Origin of the sequence: Cellulosilyticum sp. ST5 (genome assembly GCF_046529625.1) — a bacterium.
Taxonomy (GTDB): domain Bacteria; phylum Bacillota; class Clostridia; order Lachnospirales; family Cellulosilyticaceae; genus Cellulosilyticum; species Cellulosilyticum lentocellum.
In genome coordinates this window covers 2,770,260-2,783,881 of record NZ_CP132338.1, presented here as the reverse complement: position 1 = coordinate 2,783,881, position 13,622 = coordinate 2,770,260, and the positions used below count along the sequence as shown (strand labels likewise).

12 protein-coding genes are annotated in these 13,622 nt (G+C 33.4%); 11 read left to right on the top strand and 1 reads right to left on the bottom strand.

Annotation, left to right across the window (positions count from 1 at the left end; all coding sequences use genetic code 11):
* The first annotated feature begins 332 nt into the window (after positions 1 to 332).
* The 8 genes from ytvI to QTL86_RS13845 all read left to right on the top strand — a co-directional run bounded on the left by ytvI (position 333) and on the right by QTL86_RS13845 (position 7,738).
* On the top strand, positions 333 to 1,466 hold the full coding sequence (ytvI, locus tag QTL86_RS13880) for a sporulation integral membrane protein YtvI (protein WP_127065744.1): 1,134 nt from the start codon (positions 333 to 335) through the stop codon (positions 1,464 to 1,466).
* Positions 1,444 to 2,286, top strand: coding sequence for a fumarate hydratase (locus QTL86_RS13875; RefSeq protein WP_127065745.1), 843 nt, complete (start codon positions 1,444 to 1,446; stop codon positions 2,284 to 2,286). The genes ytvI and QTL86_RS13875 overlap by 23 nt, the downstream gene beginning before the upstream one ends.
* A gap of 14 nt (positions 2,287 to 2,300) precedes the next feature.
* A complete protein-coding gene (locus QTL86_RS13870) occupies positions 2,301 to 2,849 on the top strand; it encodes a Fe-S-containing hydro-lyase (protein ID WP_127065746.1) in 549 nt (182 codons plus the stop codon).
* Between the two features lie 17 nt (positions 2,850 to 2,866).
* Positions 2,867 to 3,814 (top strand): signal peptide peptidase SppA, encoded by a 948-nt coding sequence (sppA, locus tag QTL86_RS13865; protein ID WP_243118650.1) that lies wholly within the window; start codon positions 2,867 to 2,869, stop codon positions 3,812 to 3,814.
* 298 nt (positions 3,815 to 4,112) lie between these two features.
* Positions 4,113 to 5,411 (top strand): phenylacetate--CoA ligase family protein, encoded by a 1,299-nt coding sequence (locus QTL86_RS13860; protein WP_127065747.1) that lies wholly within the window; start codon positions 4,113 to 4,115, stop codon positions 5,409 to 5,411.
* 11 nt (positions 5,412 to 5,422) lie between these two features.
* Positions 5,423 to 6,721 carry a phenylacetate--CoA ligase family protein gene (locus QTL86_RS13855; protein WP_127065748.1) on the top strand — a complete coding sequence of 433 codons (1,299 nt, stop codon included), beginning with the start codon at positions 5,423 to 5,425 and terminating at the stop codon, positions 6,719 to 6,721.
* A gap of 19 nt (positions 6,722 to 6,740) precedes the next feature.
* Positions 6,741 to 7,166, top strand: coding sequence for an acetolactate synthase (locus QTL86_RS13850; RefSeq protein ID WP_127065749.1), 426 nt, complete (start codon positions 6,741 to 6,743; stop codon positions 7,164 to 7,166).
* A gap of 188 nt (positions 7,167 to 7,354) precedes the next feature.
* Positions 7,355 to 7,738 (top strand): hypothetical protein, encoded by a 384-nt coding sequence (locus QTL86_RS13845; RefSeq protein WP_410495189.1) that lies wholly within the window; start codon positions 7,355 to 7,357, stop codon positions 7,736 to 7,738.
* 224 nt (positions 7,739 to 7,962) lie between these two features.
* Here QTL86_RS13845 and QTL86_RS13840 read toward each other — a convergent pair whose 3' ends face one another.
* Positions 7,963 to 8,583 carry a hypothetical protein gene (locus QTL86_RS13840; RefSeq protein WP_410495188.1) on the bottom strand — a complete coding sequence of 207 codons (621 nt, stop codon included), beginning with the start codon at positions 8,581 to 8,583 and terminating at the stop codon, positions 7,963 to 7,965.
* Between the two features lie 82 nt (positions 8,584 to 8,665).
* Between QTL86_RS13840 and QTL86_RS13835 the strand changes: the two genes are divergently transcribed.
* The 3 genes from QTL86_RS13835 to QTL86_RS13825 all read left to right on the top strand — a co-directional run bounded on the left by QTL86_RS13835 (position 8,666) and on the right by QTL86_RS13825 (position 13,541).
* Entirely contained in the window at positions 8,666 to 9,181 is a 516-nt protein-coding gene (locus tag QTL86_RS13835) for a hypothetical protein (protein ID WP_013655810.1), read from the top strand.
* A 29-nt stretch (positions 9,182 to 9,210) separates the two neighbouring features.
* Positions 9,211 to 11,247, top strand: coding sequence for a methyl-accepting chemotaxis protein (locus QTL86_RS13830; RefSeq protein WP_410495187.1), 2,037 nt, complete (start codon positions 9,211 to 9,213; stop codon positions 11,245 to 11,247).
* A 170-nt stretch (positions 11,248 to 11,417) separates the two neighbouring features.
* On the top strand, positions 11,418 to 13,541 hold the full coding sequence (locus QTL86_RS13825; RefSeq protein WP_127065753.1) for a methyl-accepting chemotaxis protein: 2,124 nt from the start codon (positions 11,418 to 11,420) through the stop codon (positions 13,539 to 13,541).
* Positions 13,542 to 13,622: the final 81 nt, after the last annotated feature.

Sequence of the window (13,622 nt, the reverse complement as noted above, 5' to 3'; positions counted from 1 at the left end):
AATATTCCTTGGGGAGAGGACTTCTAGAAAATATAGGTGATGCTTGACCATACTCATCTTGAGGGACTCCTGAGCTAATGTCATAGTATGAACGGATCCTAATTAGCTTAGATCTGGATTATGGTAAAACGGAGTATCCCTAGAAATTAAAAAATATAATTTATGATTCTTACATATTATCCAGTTATACTATAATAAAATTAATTTGTGAGATGATTTTAATGAACCTTTTTCGGCTATATTTATACATAAGTGTGATGTAATTATAAAAATAAACTAAAGAAAGAATTAATAAAAATACATTTGTTAAAGAAGAAAGTGGTGAGAAAGGAATGCTAGAGGATAAACTAGAGGTGTGGTATGAAAAAAGAGGAAAAAAAGTAGTAATGATTTTAGTTATTTTACTTATTGCTTTTGTCATTATAAAGCTTAATATACTAGGTCTTTTTGCACCTTTTATTGTAGCGTGGCTATTTGCTAGTTTGCTAAATGGTTTTGTAACTTGGATTAATAAGAAGACAGGACTTCCTAGAGCTTTAGGAACGATTTTAAGTATGCTAACCATTTTAAGTGGCGTTCTGGGGCTATTAACATTTCTCATTAAGAAGCTATGGGAGCAAGTGGTAGCTATTGCATATAATTTGCCTAGTTTAACAGAAGAACTGATTATGCAAGTTGGTCAATTAGAAGAACGTTTTTCAGTTTTTTTTGGAACAGGCAAGACACCTAGTGCTATTAGTAATTTAGACCAACTTATTGAACAAATTATGGATAAATTAAGTAGTTACTTAGGTTCAGTCATTCCTGTGGCATATAATGCAGTGTCTAAGGTACCAGATATCGTGCTTTTTACGGTAGTTATGTTAGTGGCAACCTTCTTTATGACCAAGGATTATTATAAAATAAAAGACTTTGTTAAAGCACAATTTTCTGATACTATTGTAGATAAGGTTGTCATTATGCAAAAAGGCGTTCTTAGTGCTATTGGTGGTTATGTAAGAACACAGGTGATTATGATGAGTATTACCTTTAGTATTTGTATGGTAGGCTTGTTCATTTTTCAAGTGAGCTATGCACTTTTACTAAGCGTCATTATTGCAATTGTAGATGCGCTGCCAGTGTTTGGGAGTGGTACTATTTTGATTCCGTGGGCACTTTATAATTTGGTTACCGGACAATACACTTTAGCTATTGGATTACTTTGTATTTATGGTATTATTTTTGTAACAAGACAAATTTTTGAGCCAAAGATTTTATCTACACAAATAGGTGTTTACGCACTTGTAACCGTTATGGCGGTTTATATTGGCTATAGAACCATGGGATTTATAGGGCTTATTATAGGGCCAGCATTAGCGGTTATTTTAAAGATGCTGCAAAATGTTGGGGCCTTACCCAAATTTAAGCCCATAGCGAAAACAGATAGTAGGGGAGAAAAAGTTCATGAGAAGCATTCTAGTAAGTGAAGTAACAGCAGCAGTTAAAAAGCTTTGTATAGAAGCTAATTATTATTTGCCAGATGACATTTATGCAGCACTTAAAAAAGGTGAAGAAGAGGAAATAAGTCCGGTAGGAAAAGATATCTTAACAGATATTTGTACTAATGCAGATATTGCTAAAGCAGAAGATATTCCTATTTGTCAGGATACTGGAACTGCAGTTGTTTTTGTTAAAATTGGGCAAGAAGTACACCTTGAAGGGGGCTTATTAACAGAAGCCATTAACGAAGGTGTTAGACAAGGCTATACAGAAGGCTATCTTAGAAAGTCAATTGTGGAAAATCCACTTTATCGTGTTAATACAAAGGATAACACACCAGCTATTATTCATTATGAAATAGTAGAGGGAGAAAATATTGATATTATGCTAGCACCAAAGGGTGGTGGTAGTGAGAATATGAGTAAGGTATATATGTTAACACCATCACAGGGAGTAGCAGGTGTGAAAAAAGCTGTCCTAGAGGCAGTCACTTTAGCAGGCCCCAATGCGTGCTTGCCCGTAGTTGTAGGGATTGGGATTGGTGGTAACTTTGAAAAGTGTACTTTACTGGCAAAAACAGCACTTACAAGAGAAATTGGCAGTCATAATAAAGACCCACGTATGGCAGCATTAGAAACAGAATTACTAGAAGAAATTAACAAACTAGGTATTGGACCACAAGGATTAGGTGGCGTCGTAACAGCTTTAGCTGTACATATTGAAGATTATCCTTGTCATATTGCCTCTATGCCATTAGCTATTAATATGGGCTGTCATGTCAATAGACATAAACATGTGAGATTATAGGGGGAGTAAGGGAAATGAGTAAAATAGTAAATGTACCTATTACAAAAGAGGAAGCAAGAAGTTTAGTAGCAGGAGAAAAATTACTTTTAAACGGAACTATTTATACAGCTAGAGATGCGGCGCATAAACGTATAATTGAAGAACATGAGACAGGTAAACCTTTCCCAATGGATATGAAAGATGTAGCCATTTATTATGCTGGTCCAGCACCTGCTAAACCAGGTCAAGTAATAGGAAGCTGTGGTCCTACAACTAGTGGGCGTATGGATGCGTATGCACCTACTTTTATGGCATGGGGAGAAACCATGATGATTGGTAAAGGCCTTAGAAATGAAGCTGTTATTGAAGCAATGAAGAAAGAAGGTGCTGTTTATGTAACAGCTATAGGTGGTGCTGGTGCACTCATTTCAAAATGTGTGAAGCAAATGACTTGTATTGCCTATGAAGATTTAGGGGCAGAAGCTATTTACAAGCTTGAAGTAGAGCATTTACCCGTTATTGTAACCATTGATAGTAAGGGAAATAATTTATATGAAACAGGAAAGACCAAGTACTGTAAATAGAAGTTGGAGGTTCCAAGGTGGAAAAAAACAGATATAAAAAAAGAATAAGTGGACCAGTAGTGGGCATTAGCATTATCATTGGTATTATTGTATTTGTTAACATTTGGGGGGCAGTTATTAGTGGTCTAACAGGAACAGAAAGTAAAATGCCTAGAGTAGGTAATATCATTGATACCATTTATGTACAAGGAACGATTGCAGAGGGTGAAATGAATTATAATCATGCTTGGACGATTAATCGTATTAATGAGCTAATGTATGATAAACAAAATAAAGGGATTTTCTTATATGTTAATTCGCCAGGTGGTGGCATTTATGAATCGGATGAACTTTACTTAAAGCTTAAAGAATATAAGGAAGTTACCGAAAGACCTGTTTATGCTTACATGGCACAAACAGCGGCTTCTGGTGGTTTATATGTTTGTATGGCGGCAGATAAAATTTATGCCAATCGTATGACAATGACAGGATCTATAGGTGTTATTATGTCAATGACAGATACCACTGGCTTGCAAGAATTATTAGGCATTAAAACTGAAAATATTGTCTCAGGTGAGAATAAAGCCATGGGTAATCCTTTAACAGATGAACAAAGACAAATTCTTCAAACGATGATTGATGAAAGTTATAATATTTTTGTAGATGTGGTAGCAGAAAATAGAAGTCTGACCGAAGCGAAAGTAAAAGAATTGGCTGATGGTAGAGTGTATTCTGCATTACAGGCAAAGGATTTAGGATTAATTGATGAAGTAGGTACGGTAGAAGATGCCATGCATGCCATGATGAGTGAAAATCAGCTAGAAAATTGTGGTTGGTATAGCGAAGATGCACCTACTGTGGGGTTATTAGATATGCTTTTAGGTGCTAAGACGGAAAGTAAAGATTTACTAAGCCAATTTAGTGAGATACAAAAGTATATTGAAGTGAATAAAACGCCAAGGTTAATGTATTATTACGGGAATTAGAAAACTCGCCAATAAAAGTGTAAAAAACATTTTTATTGGCGAGTTTTTTCATAAGAGATTACTTAATTACTTTCTTGTGACAGCGTATGTAGTTTTTGTAAGAAAAGAGGTGAATAACTGATATGAAGAAATATTAAGTATAAAAATACAGTATACTTTTAAATATGCAAAGATTTTATGAAAAATAGACTAAATATTATGTTTAATATGTAATATTATATTATTGATACATAAAATAAAAAATGTTAGAATTTTTAGGTGTATGTCATAGTAAACAGGAGATATAAGGAGGTACCAAATGGGTTATTGGCAGAAAGAAGAAACAATGAGTTTAGATGAAAAAAAGGTACTACAAGGGGAAAGGCTTATTCAAACTGTAGAAAGTGTATATAAAAACGTACCTTTTTATAAGAAAAAAATGCAAGACATGGGTATCGAGCCTGGTGATATAAAAAGTATAGATGATCTTAGCAAACTTCCTTTTACAACCAAGCAAGATTTAAGGGATAATTATCCTTATGGTTTATTTGCAGTGCCCATGGAAGAAGTTGTTCGTATTCATGCCTCATCAGGTACCACAGGAAGACCAACAGTAGTAGGTTATACTAAAAATGATATAGACATGTGGGCAGATATGGTAGCAAGATGTTTTACTGCTTATGGTGTAACAAAAAAGGATATCGTGCAAGTGGCTTATGGCTATGGCCTCTTCACAGGTGGTCTAGGTGCTCATTATGGTGGCGAGCATTTAGGCGCAACAGTTGTTCCTATTTCAGGTGGTAATACAAAAAAACAAATTCAATTGATTGAGGAATTTGGAAGCACTGTTTTAGCTTGCACACCATCTTATGCTTTATACATAGGAGAAAGTATGCGTAATATGGGGATTGACCCTAGAAGTACCAATTTACGTGTAGGTATATTTGGGGCAGAGCCTTGGACAGAAGAGATGCGAGCAGAAATTGAAGATTTACTAGGTATACAAGCTATGAATATTTATGGACTGAGTGAAATCATGGGGCCTGGTGTAGCCTTTGACTGTGAGGAAAAGAACGGCCTTCATGTCAATGAAGATCATTTTGTACCAGAGATTATTCATCCAGACACTTTAGAAGTACAACCTTATGGCAAAGAAGGAGAATTAGTATTTACTTGTGTGACTAAAGAGGCATTACCACTTCTTCGTTATAGAACAAGAGATTTAACAAGTTTACAAGGTGGTACTTGTAGCTGTGGTAGAACTTTAGTACGTATGGGCAGAATCACAGGGCGTAGTGATGATATGCTAATTATTAGAGGCGTTAATGTATTCCCCTCTCAAATTGAAAGTGTTATTCTAAAAGTAGCAGAGGTAGCACCTCATTATGTTCTTATCGTAGAACGTATTAATAACCTGGATACTTTAGAGGTATGGGTAGAAGCTAAGGAAGGGTTATTTACAGATGCCATTAAATCTCTAGAAAAAGTAGAAAAGCATATCACAAGTGAATTATTTAGCTTATTAGGACTTCATGTAAAAGTCAAGCTAGTTGAACCAAAAACAATTGAACGTAGTGAGGGAAAAGCCAAACGTATTATTGATAAAAGAAAAAAATAGGGGTGATGGTTGTGATATGGCAGAAAGAGGAGTGCTTATCTAGAGACGAAATGAACCAGTTACAAAGTGAAAGATTAATTGCAACAGTTGAACGTGTCTATGAGAATGTGCCTTTTTATAAGAAGAAAATGGATGACATGGGACTAGAAGTAGGAGACATTAGAGGCATAGAAGATTTATCTAAATTACCTTTTACAACTAAGCAAGATTTAAGGGATCATTACCCTTATGGATTATTTGCAGTTCCTATGAAACGAGTAGTTAGAGTTCATGCTTCTTCAGGAACTACAGGTAGACCCACTGTAGTAGGCTATACCAAGAACGACCTAGACATATGGGCTAATTGTATTGCACGTTTTTATACAGCTATGGGAGTAACAGATGAAGACATTATTCAAAATGCCTTAGGTTATGGCTTCTTTACTGGTGGCCTAGGATTCCACTATGGTGCTGAAAAACTAGGGGCAACTATTGTCCCCATCTCTACAGGTAACTCTAAAAAGCAAATTCAAATCATGCAAGAATTTGAAAGTAACGTTTTGATTTGTACACCATCCTATGCCTTATACCTAGCTGAAACCATTAAGGGAATGGGACTTGATCCAAGAGAAATGGGGATTAAAGCAGCACCATTAGGGGCTGAGCCTTGGAGCTATGAAATGCGAAATCAAATTGAAGCTGAGTGGGGAATGAAGGCACATGATAGCTATGGTTTAAGTGAGGTCATTGGGCCAGGTGTAGCTTTTGAGTGTGGTATGCAACAACATTTACATATTAATGAGGATCACTTTGTACCTGAAATTGTAGACAGAAATACACTAGAGCCTCTTGAACCAGGGAAAAAAGGTGAATTAGTATTTACTTGTATTACTAAAGAAGCACTTCCACTTCTTCGCTATCGAACCAAGGATATTTCTAGTTTGGTGACTGAACCTTGTGCTTGTGGTAGGACAACCGTGCGTATGACTAAGTGTGATGGACGTACTGACGATATGCTAATTATTAGAGGCGTTAATGTATTCCCATCACAGATAGAAAGTGTTCTTCTTAAATTAGGTCAGACAGCACCACACTATCTTCTTATTGTAGATCGTACGAATAACTTAGATACCCTGGAAGTATGGGTTGAAGGTAAGGAAGATGTTACATTCGTTGATGGCATGCGTTATATGAAGGAAATCGAACGGAGAATTACAGAAGAGATTAAAAGTGTTTTAGGACTTCAAGTTAAGGTGAAATTAGTGGAACCTAAGACGATTGAACGTAGCGAAGGAAAAGCAAAGCGTATCATCGATAAGCGTCCTAAATAGGATTAAAGGAGGAATAAGTATGATTATTGAACAATTATCTGTATTTATCGAGAACAAATCAGGTAGACTTTATGAGGTTATGGCTATTCTAGGAGATAACGGTATTAATGTGTCAGCATTATCAATTGCAGATACATCTGATTATGGCATTGTAAGACTCATTGTAAGTGATCCTCACAGAGCTTTAATCTTATTAAAAGAGCAAGCTTTTTCTGTACAAATCACACCGGTTATATGTTGTAAGGTTCCTAATAAGCCAGGGGGATTAAAGAAAATGCTAGCTTACCTTTCTGAAGATAATATTAGCATTGAATATATGTATGCTTTCTCAATAGGAAGTGATGCTTCTATTATCTTAAGAACGGAAAGTTGTGAAAAAACAATAGAAAGTCTTTGCAGTCATCAAATGGAAATGATGAAAGCTTGCGATATTTATCAAATTTAGTAACAGAGCTTAATGTTTAGTTAAATATGCACTAAACATTAAGCTTGTTTTTTTGTCTATACTAAAAAATACAATAAAATGAATGTAAATAAGTATATAAAATAAGAAATTTTATATAAAAATATACAAAGTTAAAAACAATGATGTTATAATGATATAAAATTAATGTCGAAACAGGGGGACAGGCTATGGAAACAACATTTTGTAGAGAAGGTAAATCATTAAGCTACGCAGAATTAACACAAATGTTAGGAAACATGATAGAAAAAAATATTTTAGGTGAATTGGACCAAGAAGCCTTAGAAAAATTTTATTTAAGACTTTTTGAAACTACTTATGCTAAAATAAGAGACTATCTAGAATTAAAAAATTATAAGGTTGTAAATTATAGACAGGGATTACTAACGGCATCACAAGTTAAACTTATAACAAAGCCAGAAGTATGGTATGAGGCTTTAGAAAGAAAGAATCTCATTGATCAAGGAAAAACAACAGACCATTTAAGACGTTTTATCATTGATACTTACTATGAAGAAATGAGAGTTCTATTAAATGTACTAGGTGAGAAATAAGGTTTGTTTTATTTGAGTAAATCAACTTATTATACAATATATGGAATTAATGTATACTATTCTTTGTATAAAATATAGCAATTGATAATGAGCCTTTTATATAAAAACAACAAGAAAATCAACATAAACAGTAAAATAATTTATTAAATATTTGTAAGAATGATGATACAATAAAACAAAAGATATAAAACTCACTAGAAAATTTTCCAGTGAGTTTTATATGCTTATTTGATAGTATTGATGTCATTATTAATTTCTTCAATAGTATTAATAATATTACCGGACAGAGCGTTAAGCAATTCTCGATTTTCACTAATCTTATCTAACTTCCAAACATCATCTTCTTTAGTTAAAGCAATTATAATCGCTTGGCGAAAGTTTTTTTCGCTCTTTGCAATGTCAGCCAAGATTGTCTCTTCAGCTTTTTGTATAATTTCCTCATCTTTGGCACCATCAAAAGTCATTTCTAAATCCGTTTTGAGATAGTCTAAAATAATGTTTTGAAAAGCACTACCTAAATCATAGCATTGTAAACTAACAGTTACACTAGCTTTGTTTTTGTCATTAGGATCAATTTCTACTTTTTTAATGGTATAACTAAAGTCAGCTAGTTTATTAAAGAGTTCATTTGCTACTGCGGGAGAAATAGCTTCTATTTTGTTTTTAAAGTTAGGTAAGTTATCTAGATTCTCACTATAGTAAGCTTTAGCACTAGCATAATTTTGCTGCTGAAGCGCATTAAGAAAATTAACAACTGTTTCACCAGGATTCTCAGTTTCTTGTTTGGAACAACTTGTTAAACAAAATATGAGCAGAATAAAAATAAGCAAGTATTTCTTTTTCATAAATACCTCCAATAGAATATGATTTATGTTTAATATTTACCAAATGTAATAAACTTATGAATGGAAAAGGAAAGAAGGAAAAATGAAGAGGATAAAAATAATTTTTGTCTTAAGTTATATAGTTAGTTTAAGTTTGTTTTTATCAGGATGCCAGCAAGATGCTAGCATCAAGGTATTACAGCAATTTATAATTAAACAAGTGCAATGTGAAACTTATAAAGAAGCTCAAGGTGATGAAGCTATTTTAAAAAAAAGTTTCTCGGAATTTTTCACAGAAGAAAGTTACAAGAAGTATTTGGATGATGTAGTAGGTTATATGTATCCACAACTCTATTATCAAACAAATGCAGATCAGGTAAAAATAAAAAGTGTTGTATGCAAAAGTGTTACGAAACAAGGTAATGAATTAAAAACCTATACCTTTGAAGTTAATTATCAAATTATTCCAGTAGAAAAAGAGGGGGAAAAGGTAGAAAAAATTGCCATGAGTGATCAAACACAAATAACAATAGATAAAAATAATAAAATCACAGAAGTGGTTCTACTTAATACCAGTGATATTATTGCAAAATTATTTTTAGATATTAAAGTGCAGTAGTAATAAAAGAAAACGAAGGGAGATTTAGCATGAAGGAAGGAATTAATGGAAGTTTAAAAGTGCGCAAACCATCTACTAAAATCATGGAGAAGGGAAATAAAACACGTAAAAAATCTATTAAATCAAGGCTAATTATATCCTACGTTTTATTTGCAGCTATTCCACTACTCATTGTAAATATGGTGGCATCAGGAAGATTTACAACTACCTTAAGAAATACGAGTAAGCAGCTTACAACAGAAATGGTAAAGCAAGCAAGATCTAATCTTAATTATTTTACAAATGATATTCAAAAAAATGTCTCTAAATTTATCTTGAATAGTTTAAATGATACGAGTAATAATTTACTTAATAAATACATATCAGCAGAAGATAGTAATAAAAAAATGGCAGCGTTAAATGATATTAGGAAGCTTCTAGCTGGTATTACTGCTATTGAGAAGAATATAAGCGGTGCAATGATTGTACAAAAAGATGGAACAGTATTAGGAACTGTGGGGACCTTAAGTGAAGAAGAAAAGAAAGCCTTTGGAACGCTTGAAGTATCAAAAGATGGCCTATGGTATAGAGATGGAAAAGATAATATCTATTATTTGCAAGCAATTAAAAATAGCCTTACAGGTCAAGATAATGGTTATTTTGTAGCTGGGGTGAATATGGAAGGTTTAGAAGATGATTTAGTTAATATTGAGTTGTTCAACGGTGCGAATGTATATGCAGTAGATGAAAAAAATACTATTTTATGTGGCAAGTCTCCAGAGACTTTAAGTGATGCATTAAACACACTTCTAGCAACTAAGGAAGAAGTAAGGAGTGAAATTGTTAATAAAACCTTATATGCATATGCAACCTCTGATAATGGTTGGAAAATCATTGCTGAAATACCAGAAGCAGCACTTACTAGTTCAGTTAAGAGTGTTAACCTATTAGTATGGGGGTTGGTAAGTATTATAGCTATATTAGCTGTACTAGTAGGTTATTTGGTTTCTAAAGGCTTTACTTCATCTATTATTGAATTAATGAAGAAGATGAAAGCGGCAGAAGGTGGAGATTTAACGGTACAAGTAGAAGCAAAGGGTCAGGACGAGATGCACATGCTTTGTGTAAGCTTTAATAATATGATTGTTAATATTAAAAAGCTAATTGAAGAAACTAAGGATGTGATTCATACAACCTTGGAAAATGGAGAAGTATTAAGTAGCAATACAGAAAAATCTGTTGAGGCCTTTGAACAGCTTGCAACGTCTATTGGGGATATAACAGCAGGTTCAACGAGACAAACAGAGGATGCAGCTACTAGCTCTGTAGTTATGGAGGCTCTATCAAGCAGCATTCAGCAGGTAAGGTCTAATACACAAAATGTATTTGAAAATACTAAGGGTGCAAGACGTATGATTGAGGATGCTACAGATAGTATAGAACTCCTTAATAAAACTATGGTTTCTTCTATTAGTATGTCAGACGAGATTAAAGCAAGTATTCTGGAATTAAGTATGTTAACTAAGAGTATAGAACAAATTATGAGCTTAGTGGATGGTATTAGTGAACAAACTAATTTATTGGCACTTAATGCAAGTATTGAAGCAGCAAGGGCAGGGGAAGTAGGTAAAGGATTTGCTGTAGTTGCGCATGAGGTTAGAAATCTTGCAGAGCAATCTAAACAATCTACAGGGAATGTAAGAGTAACATTAAATACAATTCAGCAGCAGACAACTCAAGCAGTTCAACTGGTAACCAAGTCCAATGCTATTTTTAAAGAGCAAGAACATGCTGTACAAAAAGCCTATAATGCTTTTAATGAGATAATCGATAGACTTAAAAATATTGACACAGAATTAGGACTAGTAAATCATCAAGCCATAGATATGCAACAATTAAGAGATGATATGAGTAATAAAATTGAAAGAATCACCATGGTAACAGAAGAAAATGCCTCAGCCACTGAAGAAGTAAATGCCTTAAGTGAAGAACAAAAGAATGTTATGAAGAAGCTTTCAGCAATGGCATTGGAGCTTAATAAAGTGATGGATTGCTTAGATAAGAGCGTTAAACATTTTAAAGTATAAATTTTTCTAGTGGATAAGATAGGTCAAGTATAAATAATTAGAAAAAATAAGAAAAATATAAGAAAATCTATTCCCTTAACTAAAAAAATAGGTCATAATAGTAATATATGACTTTAAAAATAAGCTAAAAAAATAAAAAAAATAGCTAAAAGGTAAATGGGGGAGTGGACATGAAAAAACTAAAGCTAAGCAAGGAAGTTACAAAGAAACAGAAGAAAGTAAGAAATAAAAAGGAAACTAGCCCTAAAGTAAAGAAGATAAAAAATAAATCTAAAGAAATAAAAATTAAACCTAAAAAAGCAGGAACAATAAAGGATAAACTCATTTTATCCTATGTACTTTGTGTAGTTATTCCTTTGGTACTAGTGAATTTGTTTTCTTCTAGTCAATCTAAGTCAACAGTAAAAGAAACCAGCAGTCAGTTAGCATTAGAGATGGTTAAGCAGACAAGTGCCAATATAAGTTATTATACAGATGGTGTTGAAACAAGCATGACGAGAATTATTATTAATGATTTAAATGCTTCATCAACTAATTTAATTAATGAATATATAACTGCAATAAAGAATGAAGATAGTGATATAGGAAAGTTGAATAAGTTTAACATATCTAAGCAAATTAGAGAATTGCTTAATTATAGTGTTTCTTTAGATGAATCTATAGAAGGGTACGCTATTGTGATAGATGAAGAAAATCAAATAAGCTCTACTATAGGTATGAAGACAACCACTAATTTAGTAAGCTTTTTAGAAGAAGAAGTTGGTAATGGTACACTTTGGCGCCTTGTAAATACTGATGAAGGTAAAGAAATCTATGCAATCAGGAAGCTTGCCAATTTAAGACGAGGTAAAGCAGCAGGTATTTTAATAGCTAAAGTTGATTTAGAAGTACTGCAAGAAAAGGTAAATAGCATTAAGCTTTTTGATAATTCTAAGGTGAGTATTGTAGATATGAATGGAGAAATCGTCTGCTCTAATTCTGATATTCCTATGAGTGATGCGGTAAAAAGTAATATTAACTTTGAAGAATCTGAAAAGCCTATAACAGTTGGTAATAGCTTAGTGACTTATGCGAAAAGTAATAATGGTTGGCAAATTGTGGCTGAAATTCCAGAGAGCGCACTAACCACAGGTATTAGCCAGGTGGTTCGAGTTGTATGGCTAGTTATTGCGATAGCAGCTTTAGTAGCAGTTTTTGCAGGCGTTTTTATTTCTAGAGGTATTACTACTTCTTTAAAACAGCTTAAGGATTTAATGAAGAAAGCAGAAACAGGTGATTTAACTGTCGAAGCGAATATTAAAGGAAATAATGAATTTACTGAAGTAGGTCATAGCTTTAACCATATGATTGAGAATATTAAAGCTTTACTACAAGAAGCTAAAAATACTATTAATCATACTTTAGAAGCAGGCGATATTTTAAAGAAGAGCACTAGTAATTCGACGGAGACTTTTTCACAATTGGCATTGTCTATTGAAAATATCTCGGAAGGTTCTAATAGTCAAGCAGAGGATACACAAAATAGTGCTATTGTGATGGAGAAACTCTCTGAAAGCATTGGTCAGGTTATTGAAGATACATCTACTCTCTTTAAACATAATCAAGGAACAAGACAAATTATCGAAGAAGCTAACAAAAATATGCAACTTTTAGATGGAACTATGGCATCTACTCATACTATTTCTAATGAGATCAGTATGAGTATTAAGGAACTTAGTGCATTAACAAAGGCTATTGGTGAGGTAATGAGTTTACTAGATGGTATTAGCGAACAAACCAATTTATTAGCGCTTAATGCTAGTATTGAAGCGGCTAGGGCTGGAGACATAGGAAAAGGTTTTGCAGTAGTTGCAAATGAAGTAAGAAATTTAGCAACCCAATCAAAAGAATCCTCTAGTCATGTTAAAGAAAATTTAAGAGATATAGAGAAGAAGGTTCTACATACAGCGAATTTAGTATCTAAATCTAATGAAGTATTTAGTAAACAGGAAGTAGCTGTTAGCAAAACAAATGACTCCTTGAAGCAAATGATTAGTGGCCTACATGAAATGGGCGAAGAACTTGAAAATGTTAATAATCGCGTTAGCGAAATGACTATGTATAAAGATGAGATGGGTATCAGAATTGAAAGTATTACTACCGTTACCGAAGAAAATGCAGCAGCGGTAGAAGAAGTTAATGCATTAAGTGAAGAACAAAAAGCTGTTATGCAGCAGCTTGCACATTTAGCAAGTGAACTTATGACTAGTATTGAAACGCTAGATGCAAGTGTAGAGACTTTCATTATTAATTAAAACGTCTACTAAAATTAAAGAAGAGAAATTAAAAGAAGCTGTTACGTTTGTAACAGCTTCTTTTTGTGAGGGATTGATTGA

What these genes read in the sequence shown, in the direction of transcription:
- ytvI (WP_127065744.1), top strand. Translation starts at nt 333, where the DNA reads ATGCTAGAGGATAAACTAGAGGTGTGGTATGAAAAAAGAGGAAAAAAA.
- QTL86_RS13875 (WP_127065745.1), top strand. Translation starts at nt 1,444, where the DNA reads ATGAGAAGCATTCTAGTAAGTGAAGTAACAGCAGCAGTTAAAAAGCTT.
- QTL86_RS13870 (WP_127065746.1), top strand. Translation starts at nt 2,301, where the DNA reads ATGAGTAAAATAGTAAATGTACCTATTACAAAAGAGGAAGCAAGAAGT.
- QTL86_RS13860 (WP_127065747.1), top strand. Translation starts at nt 4,113, where the DNA reads ATGGGTTATTGGCAGAAAGAAGAAACAATGAGTTTAGATGAAAAAAAG.
- QTL86_RS13850 (WP_127065749.1), top strand. Translation starts at nt 6,741, where the DNA reads ATGATTATTGAACAATTATCTGTATTTATCGAGAACAAATCAGGTAGA.
- QTL86_RS13845 (WP_410495189.1), top strand. Translation starts at nt 7,355, where the DNA reads ATGGAAACAACATTTTGTAGAGAAGGTAAATCATTAAGCTACGCAGAA.
- QTL86_RS13840 (WP_410495188.1), bottom strand. Translation starts at nt 8,583, where the DNA reads ATGAAAAAGAAATACTTGCTTATTTTTATTCTGCTCATATTTTGTTTA.
- QTL86_RS13835 (WP_013655810.1), top strand. Translation starts at nt 8,666, where the DNA reads ATGAAGAGGATAAAAATAATTTTTGTCTTAAGTTATATAGTTAGTTTA.
- QTL86_RS13830 (WP_410495187.1), top strand. Translation starts at nt 9,211, where the DNA reads ATGAAGGAAGGAATTAATGGAAGTTTAAAAGTGCGCAAACCATCTACT.
- QTL86_RS13825 (WP_127065753.1), top strand. Translation starts at nt 11,418, where the DNA reads ATGAAAAAACTAAAGCTAAGCAAGGAAGTTACAAAGAAACAGAAGAAA.